This window comes from Emticicia sp. TH156, from assembly GCF_002855535.1.
Lineage (GTDB): Bacteria > Bacteroidota > Bacteroidia > Cytophagales > Spirosomataceae > Emticicia > Emticicia fluvialis.
This window is the reverse complement of sequence record NZ_PKRS01000001.1, coordinates 825,350-844,432: the sequence shown is the minus strand read 5'-3', so window position 1 is coordinate 844,432 and position 19,083 is coordinate 825,350. Positions and strand designations below refer to the sequence as shown.

The 19,083-nt window shown below is 38.2% G+C and carries 14 protein-coding genes; 9 read left to right on the top strand and 5 right to left on the bottom strand.

Features of this window, described 5'->3' with window-relative positions; genetic code table 11:
* The first annotated feature begins 68 nt into the window (after positions 1 to 68).
* The 3 genes from C0V77_RS03535 (at position 69) to C0V77_RS03525 (ending at position 6,161) form a co-directional block, all read left to right on the top strand.
* Positions 69 to 1,547 carry an APC family permease gene (locus C0V77_RS03535; RefSeq protein WP_101724917.1) on the top strand — a complete coding sequence of 493 codons (1,479 nt, stop codon included), beginning with the start codon at positions 69 to 71 and terminating at the stop codon, positions 1,545 to 1,547.
* 327 nt (positions 1,548 to 1,874) lie between these two features.
* Entirely contained in the window at positions 1,875 to 3,518 is a 1,644-nt protein-coding gene (locus tag C0V77_RS03530) for a hypothetical protein (RefSeq protein ID WP_101724916.1), read from the top strand.
* Positions 3,519 to 3,836: 318 nt separating this feature from the next.
* Positions 3,837 to 6,161: a beta-galactosidase gene (locus C0V77_RS03525; protein ID WP_101724915.1), complete on the top strand. Its 2,325-nt coding sequence runs from the start codon at positions 3,837 to 3,839 to the stop codon at positions 6,159 to 6,161.
* Positions 6,162 to 6,185: 24 nt separating this feature from the next.
* Here the strand turns inward: C0V77_RS03525 and C0V77_RS03520 are convergent, their stop codons facing one another.
* The 4 genes from C0V77_RS03520 to C0V77_RS03505 all read right to left on the bottom strand — a co-directional run bounded on the left by C0V77_RS03520 (position 6,186) and on the right by C0V77_RS03505 (position 10,422).
* Positions 6,186 to 6,626 carry a small multi-drug export protein gene (locus C0V77_RS03520; RefSeq protein ID WP_101724914.1) on the bottom strand — a complete coding sequence of 147 codons (441 nt, stop codon included), beginning with the start codon at positions 6,624 to 6,626 and terminating at the stop codon, positions 6,186 to 6,188.
* A 330-nt stretch (positions 6,627 to 6,956) separates the two neighbouring features.
* On the bottom strand, positions 6,957 to 8,171 hold the full coding sequence (locus C0V77_RS03515) for a pyridoxal phosphate-dependent aminotransferase (RefSeq protein ID WP_101724913.1): 1,215 nt from the start codon (positions 8,169 to 8,171) through the stop codon (positions 6,957 to 6,959).
* Positions 8,172 to 8,435: 264 nt separating this feature from the next.
* On the bottom strand, positions 8,436 to 8,999 hold the full coding sequence (msrA, locus tag C0V77_RS03510; RefSeq protein WP_229236190.1) for a peptide-methionine (S)-S-oxide reductase MsrA: 564 nt from the start codon (positions 8,997 to 8,999) through the stop codon (positions 8,436 to 8,438).
* A 220-nt stretch (positions 9,000 to 9,219) separates the two neighbouring features.
* Positions 9,220 to 10,422 carry a serine hydrolase gene (locus C0V77_RS03505; protein ID WP_101724911.1) on the bottom strand — a complete coding sequence of 401 codons (1,203 nt, stop codon included), beginning with the start codon at positions 10,420 to 10,422 and terminating at the stop codon, positions 9,220 to 9,222.
* 156 nt (positions 10,423 to 10,578) lie between these two features.
* Here C0V77_RS03505 and C0V77_RS03500 point away from each other — a divergent pair, with 156 nt between their 5' ends.
* The 4 genes from C0V77_RS03500 to gldJ all read left to right on the top strand — a co-directional run bounded on the left by C0V77_RS03500 (position 10,579) and on the right by gldJ (position 17,002).
* The gene (locus C0V77_RS03500; RefSeq protein WP_101724910.1) at positions 10,579 to 11,040 is read left to right on the top strand and encodes an Lrp/AsnC family transcriptional regulator; all 462 of its coding nucleotides are present in this window, start codon (positions 10,579 to 10,581) and stop codon (positions 11,038 to 11,040) included.
* A 166-nt stretch (positions 11,041 to 11,206) separates the two neighbouring features.
* Complete coding sequence (locus tag C0V77_RS03495) at positions 11,207 to 12,088, top strand: PPK2 family polyphosphate kinase (protein WP_101724909.1); 882 nt, start codon at positions 11,207 to 11,209, stop codon at positions 12,086 to 12,088.
* Positions 12,089 to 12,283: 195 nt separating this feature from the next.
* Complete coding sequence (gene mfd, locus C0V77_RS03490) at positions 12,284 to 15,634, top strand: transcription-repair coupling factor (protein ID WP_101724908.1); 3,351 nt, start codon at positions 12,284 to 12,286, stop codon at positions 15,632 to 15,634.
* Between the two features lie 96 nt (positions 15,635 to 15,730).
* Complete coding sequence (gene gldJ, locus C0V77_RS03485) at positions 15,731 to 17,002, top strand: gliding motility lipoprotein GldJ (RefSeq protein WP_101724907.1); 1,272 nt, start codon at positions 15,731 to 15,733, stop codon at positions 17,000 to 17,002.
* Positions 17,003 to 17,102: 100 nt separating this feature from the next.
* On the opposite strand, the gene C0V77_RS03480 is transcribed toward gldJ, so the two are convergent.
* Entirely contained in the window at positions 17,103 to 17,789 is a 687-nt protein-coding gene (locus C0V77_RS03480; RefSeq protein WP_101724906.1) for a ComF family protein, read from the bottom strand.
* Between the two features lie 37 nt (positions 17,790 to 17,826).
* On the opposite strand from C0V77_RS03480, the gene C0V77_RS03475 reads away from it, so the two are divergent.
* Both C0V77_RS03475 and C0V77_RS03470 read left to right on the top strand, forming a co-directional pair.
* On the top strand, positions 17,827 to 18,183 hold the full coding sequence (locus C0V77_RS03475; RefSeq protein WP_101724905.1) for a hypothetical protein: 357 nt from the start codon (positions 17,827 to 17,829) through the stop codon (positions 18,181 to 18,183).
* Positions 18,180 to 18,947 carry an exodeoxyribonuclease III gene (locus C0V77_RS03470; protein WP_101724904.1) on the top strand — a complete coding sequence of 256 codons (768 nt, stop codon included), beginning with the start codon at positions 18,180 to 18,182 and terminating at the stop codon, positions 18,945 to 18,947. The genes C0V77_RS03475 and C0V77_RS03470 overlap by 4 nt, the downstream gene beginning before the upstream one ends.
* The last annotated feature ends 136 nt before the right edge of the window (positions 18,948 to 19,083 follow it).

Sequence of the window (19,083 nt, the reverse complement as noted above, 5' to 3'; positions counted from 1 at the left end):
TTCAACCCAATTTTACATTATATTGCACTATATTTCTAAAACAAACCAAAAACAACTCTAAACATCTTATGAAACACAGTATTTGGCGTAAAAAGCCAATGTCTGCATATGAGGCAGATATTAAAAATAACCAACTCAAGAAGATAATGGGTAAGTGGAGTCTTACCGCAATTGGAATCGGGGGTATTATTGGAGGGGGTATATTTGTATTAACAGGTACTGCTGCTCATTACCATGCCGGGCCGGCATTAGCACTTTCGTTCATTATAGCGGGTATTGGTTGCGTTTTTGCTGCGCTTTGCTATTCTGAATTTGCTTCTATGCTTCCGGTTGAAGGCTCAGCTTATGCTTACGCCTATGGTACTATCGGTGAGCTTTTTGCATGGATTATCGGTTGGGGATTGATTTTGGAATATGCCATGGGGGCAATGACCGTGGCGGTGAGCTGGTCAGGTTATTTCAACAAGTTGGTTCATTTATTTGGTATTGATATTCCTTACTATTTACGTAACGACCCCTGGTCGGCAGCATCTTATGCGCAGGCAAACGGTCTGGAGCCGGCTGGTTTCGCATTCAATTTACCTGCATTTATTATTACCTGGATTGTAACCTGGATTCTCGTAAAAGGTATTAAAGAAGCAACAAATACCAATAACCTGATTGTAATTTTAAAGCTAGGCGCTGTAATTTTTGTAATTATTGCCGGTGCTTTCTTTATCAATTATTCAAACTGGGAGCCATTTATTCCTGAGCCAACTATGGTAATGCATGAAGACGGTATAGCAAAAGAAGCGTATGGCTGGAAAGGTATATTTAGTGGCGCTGCGGCTATTTTCTTTGCTTATATCGGTTTCGACGTAGTTTCTACCTCAGCCGGTGAAGCCATTAACCCTAAAAAAGACATTCCGTTTGCCATTATTGCATCTTTGTTAATCTGTACTGTATTATACATATTGGTTTCGTTGGTGTTAACCGGTATGCTTAATTATAACGACATTGTGGGTGATGCACTTAAAGCTCCGGTGGCCTTTGCTTTTGATAAAGTAGGTCAGCCCTGGGCTGTTTTCATAATTACCGCTGCAGCTACCGCCGGTTTAATTTCGGTAATGTTAGTGATGATGTTGGGACAAACCCGCGTGTTCTTAGGTATGGCAAAAGACGGTTTATTACCTGATTTCTTCAAGCAAGTGCATTCCACCTGGAAAACACCATGGAAAAGCACACTTCTGGTAGGTCTTTTAGTTTCTTTAGTAGCCTCTTTCACCCCTATCGGTATTCTAAGCGACATGACCAGCTTCGGTACCTTATTTGCTTTTGCTATGGTTTGTCTGGCCGTTTTAATACTACGCTTCAGAGAGCCAAACAGAGACAGACCTTTCAAAACACCTATGGTGTATATTATAGGGCCGCTTGGCATTATTACAAACTTTGCTTTGATGCTTCTTTTAGATAGTAAAGCGCAGCAGTTTGCTGTTGTCTGGATGCTACTAGGTTTAATTGTTTATTTTATATACAGCCGAAACAAAAGCAATCTAAATAAGTTATAACCATTGTTTTGCATTAAAAAAGGGTCGTTCTACCGCAATGGAACGACCTTTTTTCATTTTTAAGCTACCTCCTACTTTATCTTATTTCGGAGACTTGTTATTTACTTTATTTACTCAATTGTTTTCGTAATTTTGCAAACAGCATGATGTTCAGTATCATTGAGCAATTGTAGCTGTTTCTTTGATTGTTTATAATAAAATCTGTGACGGCACCAGTAGCCATAACGCCAGAGAGTTGAGGTACCATGGTTGATAATTACCCGCGCTACTGGCTGCATTTTGTTTATATTTTTTCAACGCTGCTGCCTGGTCTATTAAATTTAACCTATGCGAAACACAAGGCTTGTTGTTTATCTCTTGCTGCTGCTTTTACCCTTTTTTGCTTTCCTGATGATTTTTATCAGATACGGCCTAAATATTCCGTTTGAAGACGATATCGGGCTTCTCCGTTCTGTATTAATAGATTTACCAGCTTTAAATGATTTAAAAGATAAAGTCCGGATATTTTTTATACCGCAGAATGAACATCCAGTGGCTGTTTTCAAATTTGCCATCTGGGCATATTATCTTTTATTGGGGAATATCAACATCAAACACATCAATTTTATTGGCAACCTTATATTTTTAACTTCATTTGGTTTTTTTTTCCGACAACTCAAAATTTTAAAGATTTCTTGGATTTGGCTAATACCCATTCCTTATATTCTATTATCATTATATGCTTACGAAAACGCCCTGTGGGCTTTGTGTTCTTTTCAGCATACTGCCATAATTAGCTTCTTTTTATGGGGGTTTTATTTTTGTTTTTTCTATACCGAGACCTCAGGCAGGTTTTATGCGGGCCTGGTTTTACTGATTTGTGCCAGTTTCAGCAGTGGTAACGGCATTCTGGGCTTTATTTCAGTTTTTATTATATTAATTTTTGAAAGACGTTTCAAAAGTGCTGCAATTATTAGCTTTGCGCTATTAATCACTAAATTTTGGATTCTTAACCGGCTGCCCTTTCAGGAGCCGTTTCCTATAAAAGATATTCTTAAATCTTTACTTATTTTAACCGGCTCTATAGTTCAAACTTCAAGCAAGCTATTTATTATCTATCTACTGGGCGGGTTTGTAATTGCCTTACTGCTAATTTTCTTGATTTATAGCTTTTTTGCCCGATTGGACCGCGAAAAACGATTGTATTACCTGCTTACCAGTGGAATTTGCCTTTTCGCTCTAGGTACCTTTTTAGGATTATCAACTTTCAGAAATATTATTTCCTCAGATTTTCCTGATAGGTACAGAACCTATACGCAATTGCTCTGGATTACCCTGTATCTGTATCTGATTCCTTTTCTGGTTCAGTTAAAAGCCCGGAAATATATGTTTAGTGTCGCTTTACTGGGGGGCATGCTTTATTTTTGCCATTCTTTTTTTGCTTCACGCTCGAAGGCTCTGTTTTTTTACCATCAGAAACAGCTGATTTCAGTAAACTACCATTATTCAAATACAACTTCCTGTGGTTGTTATTACCGTAATTATTTTGATCAAACACTACGGACATTAGCAGAAAGAAACATTTTCCTTTTACCAGAACCAGTATATAGTCTGAGTAAATTAAAAAAATTACCCGGCATTTTTAAGTTGAATGCAATGAATCTTAATTCTGAAACACTTTATATGGCATCAGAGAACAGTATTCTTACAAATGACGGAAACCTCTTTATTCTTTTACTTAACTCAGCAAACAAAAGCGCATTGCTAGTACCTGTAATGAGTCTGCGGAACACTGATAAAGCTTCTTTGTTAACAAAACGAACCTTTTTCAATGGTTTCAGAACAGCAATTCTTAAAAACTGCCTTCCTGAAGGCACCTATAAAGTTACAGTAGCCGCCTGGAAAAAAAACACCTTTGTCTTTACTGACAGCCAGTTAATATTTGATACCAAAACACACAAAATTGTCAACAGCAAGGCACTGGCGCTCTAATAAATTAGCATTTGCAGGTCAAATATGCGGTGGGGAAATTATGGGTTATTATACTTCATAAATTCATGAAAGCCCCCACTAAACATTAATGGTATTTCCATTACTTCATCGTATTTATTCATTTGACCATGTTATTTACCAGATTTGTTTCTTTCTGACTCAATAACCTTACGCTTTTTTCGATTTTCTCACATAATATTTCTAAATTTCAATTAAATTAGTTGAGTTCTGCCATTAAAGTGTTTTTCTGAGAATCATTAATTTTAAGAAGTCTATACATTCATTTTTTCAGGCAAGACAAATAACAACCATTTCGAAATGAGATTATCTGTATTTTCAATTATTATATGGTTAGCGTGTGTTTTTCCTTATAACTCTGACGCGCAAAGGTATTTATGCCACGGACTGGGCAACCTTGAGAGAGATATTAATCATGGGCTGAATGTGATGAATAAAATGGTTGGAGCTGGTTGTAATTCAACATTACTGACAGTCTGGTGGGACAGGGTGTATCCTAAACCTAATTCTACGCCTGACTGGGCTCAATTAGATAACCAGATAGACCATGCTGTAAATAATCTGAAGATAAAAGTTGCCATCAGAATACATTTAGGCCGACATATTGCAAGCATAAATGGATTTTATAATCTGGAAGAAGCCGTAACTGATTTTAAAGGTAAACCCCAAACCATGTATTATGATAATAACCACTTTAGCTTTGCTCACCAACCCTCTGTTGAAAAAGGCGGTAGTTTCGTAAAAGAAGTGTGCGAAAGATATAAAAAACTGCAGCAACAGGGGCATATCATATTTATTTCGGTTGTCAATACCCCCACTCAGGAAATAGGCTATAACTATGATAACCAGCAATATCCTGCTGCGCCGTATCCGGCGGTTTTTGACCATTCCAGATGGGCAATGATTAAATGGAAAGAATGGGCAAAGTCTAAATACAAAACCATTAGAACACTAAATACCTACTGGAGAACCAGTTATAAAAGTTTCGACGAAGTTGAACCTTACGTAAACTGGGGGAATGTCAAAGATTCTTTCAATGGCCAACGAGGAAAAGACTGGTATTATTTCCGCCATTTAATGTTAAAAAATTATATTGATTATATGACCCGAACCATAAAAAGTGTTGACCCCGGTTATAATGTGGCTTGCGAGTATGGCGGGATAAGTGATGATTTAACCTTGCTCAGGGGTACGTTTGGATTTAAGGATTTGTCTGAAAATATTGATATAGTTAAAACCTCTACCGATGCTTTTAGAGGAGACGGCATGCAGGGAGACCTGGTTATCAGTAATTTAAAACCGAATCAGAAGTTTTATACCGAGGTTGCGCACTTTGATTTGCCCACGCCTGAGGCTTTGAGAAACTACGTAACACGAGCAGCTGAATATGGTTGTAATTTTATAATGCTTGGCGCTGACTACGACAATGGGAAGGATATAGAAAAAATTTTGCCCGCTGTAATTGAAGGGGTAAAGTGGATTAACAGGCCAACGCCACCTATTGTTTTTGCAGACACCATGAACTACAGGATTTCGCAATTTATTGACAATAGAGACGCCGTAGCTGATGATTGGAAAAAGCGCTCGGAAAACGGTAAAAAAAAGATAAAATTCAATTATGATGAAGATATCATTAAAGAAAAACATGTAATTGACAACCCGTTGCCTGATATTGTATCTGGAAACCCAAATGAACCGACCAAACCTCCGGTGAAGGAAGGACCAAATGATATTCCTACTGCCAATACAAATGCTTATACATTCAATGTTGTACTAGACGAGTCTTTTGTACTGCGTATCCCCAATAATCTTTTCGTTGACCCGGACGGATACATTGCTTACATTGAGTTAATTAATCCTCCGGGCTGGTTAAAATTCAACCAATTTGAATTCAGCTTTTATGGAAGGCCTACCGCTGCCGGCAAAATACCTGTAAATTTACGTGTCTACGATAACATGGGGGCAAGCATTGAATCTGTAGTTTATTTTGATTGCGCTTTGCCTAACATTAATTTTGAACTTATAAAAGCCACTTATTTTGAGAATCCGATTGAAAGCAGGGGATGGATTGACAACAATACCATTTTGTACGCTGAAAATCTGCCTGAAAAATTGAATATTTTAGCCCGGTGCAATTTAAATTCAGTGATTTTTAAGTTCGAACTCAACGGTCCATATAAATTTGAACGAATTTCTGAACGGGTGCCACATAATCTGTTTGGTGAAGGCGAAATCAGAGGCATGAAATTTCCGCTTGGCAGGTATTCTCTCACGGCAAAAGTCTATCGAAACGACTCCCTTATCACCTCAAAAAGCATTCATTTTACTGTAAAGTATTCACTAGACGCATCTAAAAAGATACTGCCAGACTGGGTTGTTTATCCTAATCCTTTTCTGGACGTGTGCAATATAAAACTACCGGCAGAAGAGTCTTTTGATATGCTTGCCTTTACACTAATTAGCTCTTCGGGTAAAAGGATACCCGTATCAAAACAATACATACAATACGTAGACGGAGTAGCTTACATAGATATGGGAGCAATGGGAGTAATGGGAGGGAGCTACCTGCTCGAAGTCAATAAGCAGGATATGGTTTTAAATCGTATCAGAGTAATAAAGATTTAGCTAAATAAATGATTTACAGCGTTTTCAGGTAAAAATATCACGTAGATAATAAAGAAACAAACTCTGGATTATTCCCCATACGCAGGCGCTTAAAAGCATATTCAGAATAATTTCTTTCTTCTGATATCTGAAAGCAATAGCCAGTATGGCGCCTAAAATAGGACTGAAAAATATAGGAGTAAGAAAGGATATACCAATAAGACCAAACCTGCGCCGTACTTTTATGGCCAATCTGTTAGACCTGGTAAATACCTTTTTTTTGGTTTTTCTACGGAAAATCTTTGAAAATACCTCGCCAATATAATTGCCAAAAAACGTTATCAGCGTTACTGTAATCATCATTCCGATAACCGAACAGACGGCTGTTTCTACCCAGGAAATTTTCAACGCCCAACCGGTTAATGGGCCCCCAAAGAACTTGAGCATACTAGCCAGAATTACCGATACATACTTAGCCACTTCCATTATCTGTATTCTTTTAAAAATAATTGCTTATCTATTTTTATCAACTCTTAAACTTAAAAACAGGTTAGTATATAAACGCAGCAATTATCTATTTTGGTTTAAATTTATGAATAACCTGTAAAGTAAAAAACTAAAGATTGAATCTTAATTTTTTGTTTATCTCTTCTCTGCATCATTCCAATTGCATTATTAGTAACAGTTAAAACAATCTGTTTTTTCTTTTTTAACCGAACTGTACTAAAAACACTATTAAAAAGTATAATACTTTTTAATAGTTGAAAAATAAAATAAGGGCTCTGATATGCCAGAACCCCTGTACTTTATTAACAATTATTTCAAAGTAGCTAAAGCCGCCTTAACTCGTCCCATAGCTTCTGTAAGAGCTTCGTCTGATGCTGCCGTTGATATTCTCAAACACTTAGGCGCGCCAAACGAACCACCACCTACCATAGCTACGTGTGCGGTTTCAAGCAACCACATACAAAGCTGGTCGGCATCCTTAATAGTTACCTTGCCGTCAGATTTACCAAAGTAGTAACTTACGTCAGGGAACGCGTAAAATGCACCATCTGGCACGTTTACTTTCAAACCCGGTATATCTCTTAAAAGCTTAATAACCAATTCTCTACGACGCAGATACGCCTCCTTCATCATTTTCGGTGCCGACATGTCTTCCCATGCTACCACAGCACCGCGCTGAGATATTGAGCTGGTACCAGATGTAACCTGCCCTTGTAGTTTTTCAACACCGTCAGCAATCCATTTGGCCGCTGCAATGTAACCCAAACGCCAGCCGGTCATGGCAAAACCCTTGGCAAAACCATTCACAGTAATGACTCTGTCTTTAATTTCCGGAATAGACCCGATACTGAAATGGCCTTCGTCGGTAAAATTAATGTATTCATAAATCTCATCAGCCAAAATAAATACGTTTTCATGATATTGTATCACTTTGGCTAAAGCTCTTAGTTCTGCTTCGCTATAAACAGACCCCGTAGGGTTGTTAGGAGAAGCATACATAACCACTTTTGTACGGTCTGTAATGGCTGCTTCCAGCTGCTCAGGCGTTACTTTGAAATCGTTTTCAAAGGCACCCTCAACAATTACTGACTTTCCATCGGCTAGTTTTACCATTTCAGAGTAGCTAACCCAGTAGGGGGCTAATATGACTACCTCATCGCCCGGATTTACCAGACATTGTATTACGTTTGCTAATGAATGTTTTGCTCCTGTAGAAATTACAATATTTTCAGGTTTCCAATCCAGATTATTCTCACGCTTGAGCTTGTCTGCAATTGCTTTGCGGAGTTCAGGAATACCAGCTACTGGTGTGTAGTGGTGGAAACCATTATCGATAGCTGCCTTGGCAGCTTCACAAATGTGTTGTGGAGTTTTGAAATCTGGCTCTCCGACAGATAAATTAATGACTTTGTGCCCCTGGGCCGCTAATTCGCGCGATTTTTTCGACATACCAAGCGTGGCCGATTCCTCCAACGCATTGATTCTGTCAGCGAGTAAACTCGCTGTTTCAACTAATGCAGACATGATTTTTTGAAATGAAAAGTACAATAATTTTTTATCTTTCAATTACCGTAATTAGCTTCTTGATTGACAGCTAAGTACTTATAACTAAAATTCGGGTGCAAAATTAGTTTGTTTATAACAGAAATACCATTTTTTTCTACTGTTTTAAAAGTTACTGTGGTTTTATTACCTGTAATACAACAAAAAAACTGTTAAGACTAATTTAACAACAAAAAAGCGCCCTGCATCGGCTTAGATTCAGGGCGCTGTCACTATCCGGTTTTCTTATTGTTTTTTCTTGGCCAGTTTATCTTTAAAAACCTTCTCAAACTTCTCAACTTTTGGTCTTACCACCAATTGGCAATAAGGCTGCGAGCCGTTTTCATTGAAATAGTTCTGATGGTAATCTTCCGCTATATAAAAATCCTTTTCTGGCTCAATAGCGGTTACAATAGGGGCATTAAAAATACCGGCAGCGTTTAACTCTGTTTTGTATTTTTCTGCCAGTGCTTTCTGGGTATTGTCATGATAAAACACCACTGAGCGATACTGCGTACCGATATCATTGCCCTGACGGTTAAGTGTGGTAGGGTCATGAGTTTTCCAGAAAACCTCAAGTAACTCTTCATACGATATTTTCTTGGGGTCGTAAGTAATCCGTGTAACCTCTACATGGCCTGTTGTACCTGTACAAACCTCTTTATAGGTAGGGTTTTTGGTGGTTCCACCCATATACCCTGATTCTACCTTTATAACACCTTCAAGCCTCTGAAAAACGGCTTCAACACACCAGAAACATCCGGCACCAAAGGTGGCAACGGCTTTGTCAAGCACTACTTCTTCGTTCATTTTCTTTTCTTTTTTGTTGATTTTATATCCTGATAAGGCCATAACTCCTATTATGACTCCCAGCATTGCTATTGAAAGTATCCTCATTATTTAACAGTTTTTCTTGATTGAACGCTTTTTTAACACTTAAATTACAAACTTAAGTTCTTTTACCTTCATAATCCGGCTGTAATTATATTTCTTGTTTACAATATAACAAAATTTAGTTGTAGTAAATTCGCTATTTTGCCAGCTCCTTTTTTATTCTCATTCCTGTTTTATCAAGCTCTTTATAAATAGAACCAAAATATTTACCAAATTCACTATCCGGCAGGGTTGTATTGGTAAATAATATTACAGCAACGTTCTTCGACAAGTCAGAGAGCATTTCTGTCTTTACTCCCGGGTCTGAACCCCCATGACCAATTTTAGTAGTGTTGAATTTAGTGGACCAAAAAATTCCTGAATTCTTCTCATTCAAATCAACATTATCGGGCTTATTGGTTTCAGTGTACTGAAATTTTAGCATTTCCTCAATAGAAGACTTCTTTAATATTCGCTTTCCTTTATACTCTCCCTCCCTGAGTAATGCTATAAAAAAACTGGCCAGGTCTGAAACTGAGGTTCTCACACCCCCATCCGGATACGTTATTTCACTATACAATTCTATTTTTTTGATAACATTATCTCTTTTTTCATAGAGCTTTGAATGATTTTTAAGATTAATTTCTGAAAAAAACCAGCCAGTGCTTTTCATTTTCAAAGGCTTAAATATGTTTTCTTTAGTATAAACATTTAGTTTTTTTCCAGTAGCTTGTTCTATAATAAAACCTGCAAGCGCTGCGCCTATGTTAGAATATTCTCTGAAAGAACCCGGCTTTTGTTTCAGGAAATTGTCGGGCTGGTAAAATTTACCCCCCGGTATCAAATAACTTTTCAGAAAATCACCTAACTGCACCTTTGTATCTCCTCCATAATGATACACACTATCATAAGCAGGATAAGTATCCGCTATGCCGGAGGTATGAACTGCCAAATGGCGTAAAGTTATTTTATCATTCGGGAAATTCGGATTTACAATCTTAAAAGGTAAATATTTATTAATATCGTCATCGAGCGATAGTACTTTATCCTCTACTGCTTTCATTAATGCCACCCCGGTTACCGTTTTACTGATGGAGCCAATATTCATAACGGTATTTGGGGAGAAAGCTTGCCTGCTTTCTTTATCGGCGTAACCATAACCTTTTACCCAGACTAACTCTTTATTTATTATTATCGCAGCGCCTAATCCGACGATTCCTGACTCTTTGATTTTGCTTTCAATATATTCATCCAGTGGTTTTGTTATGGCTTCAATTTGTTGGTTTTGTCTTTGCCCGTTTGTCTTTAAAACTGCACATATAAACAATACTAATGCAATAAGTGTTAATCTCTTTCTCATTTTTTCTGAATGTTAATAGCTTTTTTTATGTTATTGACGTAATAGCCTGTTTTATTACAAAATGCAAATTTATTGCTTAATTGCTGCGTTTTTTAATTAAAAACCCCTTCATTTTTTCATAAATTATCTACTAATCAGATAAAATACAGGTAAATTATGCAAGAACCAGACGAGTACGACAGAAAGATATTGGCGTTGCTTCAGAAAAATAACAAAACAACAGCCGAAGAAATTGGTACTATAATAAGCCTGAGTACAAGCGCTGTGCAAAGGCGCTTGAAAAAACTAAGAGATGATAAAATTATTGAGGCCGATATATCTGTTGTTTCGTCAAGAGCTTTGGGTTTTAATATTTCTTGCATTGTAGATGTATCTTTGCATGTAGGTAGCTCTAAAGTAATCGATTCGTTTAAAAATCTTGTTTCAGGTCTTCCGGAAGTATCGCAATGTTATTACGTAACAGGTATTTATGACTTTGTATTAATTGTTAATACAAGAGACATGAAACATTATGAAGAATTTTCGAAGAAGTACCTGATGGATAATGAAGATGTTAAGCAGTTTTATACACATGTAATGATGGACAAAGTAAAATTTGAGCTGGCAATTAATCTCTGAAAACCCTAAATAGTAAAACAAGGAGGGTATAATAAAAGAGCGGGTTAACCCATAAAATTGCAACCAAAATAAACAATGAAGTTTGCTGCTAGTCTAAAGGTAATCTGCTTGCTTCAATTTAGATTTAGAATCTGATAGTTCTTAATTTTTTAACGTCTGTTTGTAAATGAAAAAAATAGATATTCAGCAATTCTTAATTGCAAAAAATGACAAATTTTCAATCGCTGATTTCAGAACTAAAGTCAACGACTTTTACGAAGACAAAATAGATTATGAAAAATCTCTTGCCGAAATGCATAAGCAGATGGATGAGTTACAAAGTTTAATGTATGCCCACAACAGATATGGTCTGCTTGTTATTTTACAGGCGATGGATGCCGCAGGGAAAGACGGCACCCTTAATGCTGTTTTTTCAGGCGTTAATCCACAGGGTTTAAAATGCCATTCATTTAAAAGACCTACTGAAACAGAGCTGGAGCATGACTATCTGTGGCGAACCAACCTGCAATTGCCTGAAAGAGGCAGTATTACGGTCTTTAACCGTTCTTATTATGAAGAGGTACTGATTACCAAAGTTCACCCTGAAATAATAAAAAACAACCAGCGCCTGCCCGGGGAATTAACCGACGACATGGACAAACTCTTTAAAAACAGATACGAAGATATTAAAAATATGGAAGCCTACCTGCACAGGAATGGGATACGGGTAGTAAAACTTTTTCTTAACGTTTCTAAAGAAGAACAAGGCCAAAGGCTAATTGAACGCATAAAAGACCCATCAAAAAACTGGAAATTTGATGAAACCGATGTAAAAGAACGCGGTTTCTGGAAAGCGTATCAATATGCTTACGAAGACCTAATCAACGCCACAGCCACAGAAAAATGCCCCTGGTATGTGGTTCCGGCTGATGATAAAAAAAATATGCGGCTCATTGTTGCTTCAATAGTAATAAAAGAATTGCAAAAGCTTAAAATGGCATATCCGGAAACAACTGAGGCTCAACAACAGGCACTTAAAAAACTGATTGATATCATTCAATCGCAATAGAATCAGGCACTTCGCATTATTATAACCACATTGACTAAAGACGCATTTTTATGCCCCATTTTATCAGCAATTCAGGTTTTTTGAAAGTATTAATACATCAAAAAATCAGTATTGCGTTTATTTTATAATTTTGTACTGAAATTAAGGATCCGGAAATTAAATTCGGTCTTTTTACTATATACAAAAAATTGCCCTGTGGAAGTAAAAGAGTTACTGAAAATATATAGTGAAGACAGTTTCATTCAAACTGCCATTGAAAACATAAGGTCAAACAATGTTCTGCAACTGAAAGGGCTTTCCGGAAGTTTAGACGCCGTTTTTGCAGCTGTTTATTACCAAAATAACCCGCAGCACAATGTTTTTATTCTGAACGATAAAGAAGACGCAGCCTATTTCTACAATGATTTACAGAATCTGCTGGGGGAAGAAAATGTGTTTCTTTTTCCGATGTCATATAAAAAACCTTATGAATATGAAGAAATAGATAATGCCAATGTGCTGCAAAGAGCTGAAATTCTGAATCAACTCAATAATGATAAGGCAAACCTGCTGATTGTTACCTACCCAGAGGCACTATCAGAAAAAGTAATCAATAAGAAATCGCTCATTGCCAATACTTTACAACTTAAAACCGGTGATACCCTTGACATTACATTTATTGCCGAGCTACTCATTTCGTATGATTTCGAAAAGGCCGACTTTGTGTATGAACCGGGGCAATTTTCGGTTCGCGGGGGTATAGTTGATATCTTCTCCTTTGCTTCAGAGTACCCCTGCCGTATTGAACTTTTCGGCGATGAGATAGACAGCATCCGCTTGTTTAACCCTGAGTCTCAACTATCAGTACAAACCGTTAGCCAGATTAACATAATACCTGATGTACAGAACAAACTGATTCAGGAAACCCGCGAATCATTCTTTAGCTTTATTCGTCAGACAAGTATTATTTGGACAAAAGACGCATCGTTCTGTTTTGAAGTAATTGATGAGTGTTTTCAGCAGGTAGAACAGCACTTTCAGCAGATTCTGGCCAAGAGCGGCGGCATACGAGTAATAGAAACACCCGAGGCATTATTTGAAACCCGCAGGGGAGTGCAGAACGAATTTAAGAAGTTTAAATTAATTGAGTTTGGAACCAAAAGTTATTATAAAGACGCCGAAAAATTAACTTTTCAGAGTAAAAATCAGCCTTCATTTAGTAAAGATTTTAAACGCCTGACAGACAACATCAAAGAAAACCAGGCGCGCCATTTTACTACTGCCATTACGGCAGAATCAGTAAAACAACTTAGCAGACTAAATTCAATTTTTGATGAAATTGACCCTTTCACCAAATTTCAATCGCTTCAGATTTCGCTACGCAGTGGTTTCATTGATGAACAAACCAAAGTAGCCGTTTATACCGACCATCAGATATTCGACCGTTACCATCGTTTCAAAGTCCGCGACAAGTTCAGCAAAACTAAAGCGCTGACAATGAAGGAGTTAAAGTCTCTGCAAACAGGTGATTTTGTAACTCATATTGATTACGGTATTGGCCGGTTTGCCGGCCTGGAGAAGGTAACGGTAGGCGACAAAGAGCAGGAAGCCGTAAGGCTAATATACCGCGATAACGACATTCTGCTGGTTAATATTCACTCTCTGCACAAGATAGCCAAATACTCTGGCAAAGAAGGTACCCCGCCCACCATGAGCAAATTAGGCTCAACTGAGTGGGAAAACAAGAAGTCGAGAGTCAAAAAGCAGGTAAAAGACATTGCCAAAGAGCTAATAGCGCTGTATGCCAAACGTCGTATGGCGCCAGGTTTTGCGTTCTCAAAAGACGGATTCATGCAAGCCGAGCTGGAATCATCGTTTTTTTATGAAGACACCCCAGACCAGGCCAAAGCTACCAGCGATGTAAAAGAAGACATGGAAAAACCGTATCCGATGGATAGGCTGGTATGTGGAGATGTAGGCTTTGGCAAAACAGAAGTGGCCATCCGTGCGGCCTTTAAAGCTGTAGCCGATAGCAAGCAGGTGGCGGTACTGGTACCTACAACTATTCTGGCAATGCAACACCATAAGACATTTGCCGAACGCCTTGCCAAATTGCCTGTAACTGTTGACCAGATAAGCCGGTTCAGAAGCGCCAAAGAGGTTGCTGAAACACTTAAAAAGCTTAAAGAAGGCAAAATTGATATATTGATAGGCACTCACCGAATACTGAACAAAGACATTGAGTTTAAGAATTTAGGCCTGCTTATTATAGACGAGGAGCAAAAATTTGGCGTAAAAGCCAAAGACAGACTTAAAGAACTGAAGTTAAACGTAGATGTGCTTACGCTTACAGCCACACCTATACCTCGCACACTGCATTTTTCATTACTGGGGGCAAGAGATTTATCTGTTATTTCAACGCCTCCACCCAACAGGCAGCCTGTAACAACAGAAGTGCATGTTTTTAGAGAAGAAATGATTCGTGACGCCATCAGCTATGAACTCAAACGCGGTGGGCAGGTCTATTTTGTTCATAACAGGGTTAATGATATTGAATCTATTGCCAATATCATTTTAAGACTGGTACCAGATGCCAAAATTGGCATAGCTCATGGACAAATGGAAGGTGACAGGCTTGAAAAGGTAATGATGAAGTTTGTTGAGGGCGAATATGACGTGCTGGTTTCTACCAATATTATTGAGTCGGGGCTTGATATTCCAAACGCTAATACTATCATTATCAATCAGGCGCAGAATTTCGGTATGTCAGACTTGCATCAAATGAGGGGCAGGGTAGGGCGTTCAAACCGCAAAGCCTTCTGTTATCTGCTTACGCCACCTATGTCTGTTTTATCAAGTGATGGCCGAAAAAGACTTCAGACATTGGAAGAATTTTCTGATTTGGGCGATGGATTTAAGGTTTCTATGCGTGATTTAGACATCAGAGGTGCCGGAAACCTGCTCGGTTCCGAGCAAAGCGGGTTCATCAATGATCTGGGCTATGAAACCTATCATAAAATTCTGGATGAAGCTGTGCAGGAGCTGAAAGAAACCGAGTTTAAAGACCTCTTTATGAAGGAACTGACAGCTGCAACTGCTGATTTGCGTTTGCCAGACTGCCAGATTGAGACAGATTTGCAGATAATTATACCAGAAAATTACGTGAGTAATATATCTGAACGCCTTTCGTTGTATAATCAGCTTGATAACATTGAAAAAGAAGAAGAATTAACAGCTTTTCAGTCATCCCTTATCGACCGGTTCGGTCCTATGCCACAAGAAGTACAGAATCTTGTTAAAATGGTAAGAATCAGATGGAAAGCTGAGCAATTAGGTTTCGAAAAATTAACTTTAAAAAACAATATCTTAAAATGTTATTTCGTTTCCTCTGAGAAAACGGAGTATTTCCAGGCAGATAAATTTGGTAGGATTCTGGATTACATTAAAAACAACCCTAAAAAGTGTTCTTTGAAGGAATTGAAATCAAAACTTCTTTTCACAGTAGAAAATTTACATACTATTGATGATTTAGATATACTTTTAAGTAAGTTTGTTGGAAAAGATTGACCTTTCTTTCAGTTTTGCGGAACAGTATATGAAGATATTAACGCCAAATAACCTATTTTTGCAAAACGAATTCTATTAACACAAATCATTTTTACAATGAAAAGAATACTTTTTAGTTCGATTACAGGAGCATTAGCCCTGTCGCTTGTCCTAAGTGGTTGTTCGAGCAAAAAAAGAACCAGTATTGATCCGGGGCGTAACAGTAATGCAACAGGTATAGCATACGCAAAAGAAAAAAAAGGCAGAAAAGCGAGGAGAGGGCCGGCAAATGAAGGTTTTCAGGTGAATTCGTTTAAAGGGCAGCCCGCCGGGCCTAACCTGGTGTATATTGAAGGAGGACGCTTTACAATGGGTACTGTTGAAGAAGATATTGCTTACTCTCGCGATAACCTTGAAAGAACAGTAACGGTATCTTCTTTTTATATGGACGAAACCGAGATTTCAAACCTCAACTGGCTTGAGTATCTATACAGTGTTCAGAGAGATTCTTCTCAGGAGTTTTATGAGTCTGCCTTGCCCGATACCACTGTCTGGATGAATAAACTCTCTTTTAATGACCAATATACCGAACAATATCTAAGATACCCCGGTTTCAGATTGTATCCGGTTGTGGGTGTAACATGGGTACAGGCTTCTGATTATTGTAAATGGAGAACCCGCGCAGTTAATAACGAAATGGCCATGCGTGCTGCTCCAAAAACCAGAAAAAACCGAAGAAACCCAACAGCACAGGCTCCACAAGCCAGAGTTGAAAGCCGTTTAGCCATTGAAACCGGAAACGTATTACCTAGTTATCGGCTTCCGACAGAGGCTGAATGGGAATATGCAGCCAAAGCTATGGTGGGTACTCAATACATGGACGAGAACCAATCTAATCAGCGCATTTATCCCTGGGATGGTTCATCTTTGCGTACACCTAAAGGTAGCAAGAAAGGAGCTATGCTGGCCAACTTTAAAAGGGGCAGGGGTGACTTCGCCGGTATAGCCGGCCGCAGCAACGACGGCGGTATCATTACAATGGAAGTTTACGATTTTCCTCCAAACGATTTTGGTTTGTATAACATGGCTGGCAATGTGAACGAATGGGTTATTGACCTGTACAGACCTAACTCATTCCAGGATGTGAACGATTTGAACCCTATCAGACGTAATGATTACATGGATGAAGAAAGCCTTTACGACAAGAAAGGATTTAATACCCTGATTGATAATAAATTACGTGTTTATAAAGGAGGTTCGTGGAACGACGTTGCCTATTGGTTGTCGCCGGGTACGCGTCGTTATTTAGATCAGGACTCCGCCACTGCAACCATTGGTTTCCGTTGCGCAATGATTGCAATCGGACCTAAAGGAAAACGCAAGTTATAAGCTCATTATAAGCAAGTTATATTGATTTTTGAACCTTGGCTGGCCGCCAAGGTTTTTTTATTCCCTATCAACCCCCGATTCGTTTTGCTACAGCCAATTCTCAGTCGGCAGCAGCGAGCGTAATTATGGCAATTTCAGAGCATCCTCCGTCTAATAAAGACTGTCCGAAAGATTCTATCGTGGCACCCGTCGTCAGCACATCATCAACAATCGCAATTCTCTTACCCTTTATCTTTTCGGTATCGTCTATATCAAAAACATTCTGTGCATTCGTGAAACGTTCAAACCGGCTCTTGTTGGTTTGGGTAGTGGTGCTGATCAATTTTTTAGCAACTGCTGTATCGTACGGAACACCAAGTGCGTTTGATAGTCCTTCGGCTATACAGTTGGCCTGATTATAGCCACGCTGTTTCTCTTTTTCTTTATGCATCGGCACGCCTATAATCAAATCTATTTTTTTTTCAAACCCTGCTGCTTTTAAATCCCGTCCATAAAGCTCGCCCAATAAAACACCCAGCTCAGGTTTGTTTTTGTATTTCAGCTGATGCAACAAGCGCTGCACTTTTCCCTTTTTCGAAAATCTTACAAAAGAAATTGTAAATGCAACATTGAGTTTCCCCCAGAATCTTTTTTCTATATCAGCGTTGGGCTTTAGGTGTGTATAGGTTCTGGGTAAATCTATCAGGCATTTAGTACAAATCAGTTTTTCTCCACCCAAAAGTGTATCACCGCAAGATTCACACGTTTTCGGATAGATTATATCTACCAAATGATTTACCCATTTCATAAGCTTTCATTAAGTTTGTATATAAATAAAATTGTGCATGACAGACGATGTTAATTTAAAAGAAAACTGGCAAACATTATTAATGTTTCTGAAACAAAATCTGGGAAAAAAACCAGTCGACCTCAATGGTGTATTATTTATAATCGGTGTACAGGAGTTAGGGAAAGGCAAAAAATTCTTTACAAAAGAAGAAAAACAGGATTTAATGCACATAGCTATTTGCAAAGTATTAAGTTATGGAGGATATTACGTACTCGATGGGGTAGATGCAGAAGGCTGGCCTCATTGGAAACTTATAAAACCTTTACCTAATTTTGACTTACTGGCGCAGGAAAACCTGTTGAAACATTTTGTGATAGAGTATTTCAGAACCGAAGTCGGACTACATATATGAAAATTATCAGCTACAATGTCAATGGCATACGTGCCGCCATCAATAAGGGATTATTAGATTGGCTAAAAATTACACAACCTGATGCTATCTGTTTACAAGAAATTAAGATTTCTGAAACAGAACTAATTGCCCCGGCATTTGAAGAACTAGGCTTTCATTGCTACTGGTTTCCAGCACAGAAACGTGGCTATAGCGGCGTTGCCATACTTACAAAAATAAAGCCAAAGCACGTTGAATATGGCATAGGCATAGCTGAGTATGACTTTGAAGGCCGGGTTATCAGGGCAGACTATGATAATTTCTCATTATTATGCGCCTATTTCCCTTCCGGAACTACCGGCGATATAAGGCAGACAATAAAAATGAAATTTCTGGATGATTTTTTCATTTATGTACAAAAACTAAATGAGGTCATTCCAAACCTGATTGTGAGTGGCGACGTGAACATTTGTCATACAGAAATAGACATTCATAATCCGAAATCCAATGCCAATTCTTCGGGTTTCTTACCTGAAGAACGCGCCTGGGTCGGCAAATTTATTGAGAACGGTTACATTGATACCTTCCGTTTCTTTAATAAAGACCCTCATCATTATACCTGGTGGTCATACAGGGCAGGGGCTAGGACCAAGAATCTTGGCTGGCGTATTGATTACAACTTTGCCTCAAAACCTATGGAAGCACATCTGAAGAGCGCTCTCATCCATCCTGATTTACATTGCTCTGATCACTGCCCGATAGAACTTTGTATCGATTTTAATTAAAAATCTAGTGCATATACGTAGGTATTCGGGAATATTCAATATTAATGTTAAATAAATTGAATATTCCCTTTCACTAAAAAGAGCAAGTTTCCGTTAAAATATAGTAAATTAGATTTATTGAGTCGTTGCAAATAGA

Bases quoted from the DNA above. Each gene is read 5' to 3' on its own strand.
- C0V77_RS03535 (WP_101724917.1), top strand. From the start codon at position 69: ATGAAACACAGTATTTGGCGTAAAAAGCCAATGTCTGCATATGAGGCA.
- C0V77_RS03530 (WP_101724916.1), top strand. From the start codon at position 1,875: ATGCGAAACACAAGGCTTGTTGTTTATCTCTTGCTGCTGCTTTTACCC.
- C0V77_RS03525 (WP_101724915.1), top strand. From the start codon at position 3,837: ATGAGATTATCTGTATTTTCAATTATTATATGGTTAGCGTGTGTTTTT.
- C0V77_RS03520 (WP_101724914.1), bottom strand. From the start codon at position 6,626: ATGGAAGTGGCTAAGTATGTATCGGTAATTCTGGCTAGTATGCTCAAG.
- C0V77_RS03515 (WP_101724913.1), bottom strand. From the start codon at position 8,171: ATGTCTGCATTAGTTGAAACAGCGAGTTTACTCGCTGACAGAATCAAT.
- msrA (WP_229236190.1), bottom strand. From the start codon at position 8,999: ATGAACGAAGAAGTAGTGCTTGACAAAGCCGTTGCCACCTTTGGTGCC.
- C0V77_RS03505 (WP_101724911.1), bottom strand. From the start codon at position 10,422: ATGAGAAAGAGATTAACACTTATTGCATTAGTATTGTTTATATGTGCA.
- C0V77_RS03500 (WP_101724910.1), top strand. From the start codon at position 10,579: ATGCAAGAACCAGACGAGTACGACAGAAAGATATTGGCGTTGCTTCAG.
- C0V77_RS03495 (WP_101724909.1), top strand. From the start codon at position 11,207: ATGAAAAAAATAGATATTCAGCAATTCTTAATTGCAAAAAATGACAAA.
- gldJ (WP_101724907.1), top strand. From the start codon at position 15,731: ATGAAAAGAATACTTTTTAGTTCGATTACAGGAGCATTAGCCCTGTCG.
- C0V77_RS03480 (WP_101724906.1), bottom strand. From the start codon at position 17,789: ATGAAATGGGTAAATCATTTGGTAGATATAATCTATCCGAAAACGTGT.
- C0V77_RS03475 (WP_101724905.1), top strand. From the start codon at position 17,827: ATGACAGACGATGTTAATTTAAAAGAAAACTGGCAAACATTATTAATG.
- C0V77_RS03470 (WP_101724904.1), top strand. From the start codon at position 18,180: ATGAAAATTATCAGCTACAATGTCAATGGCATACGTGCCGCCATCAAT.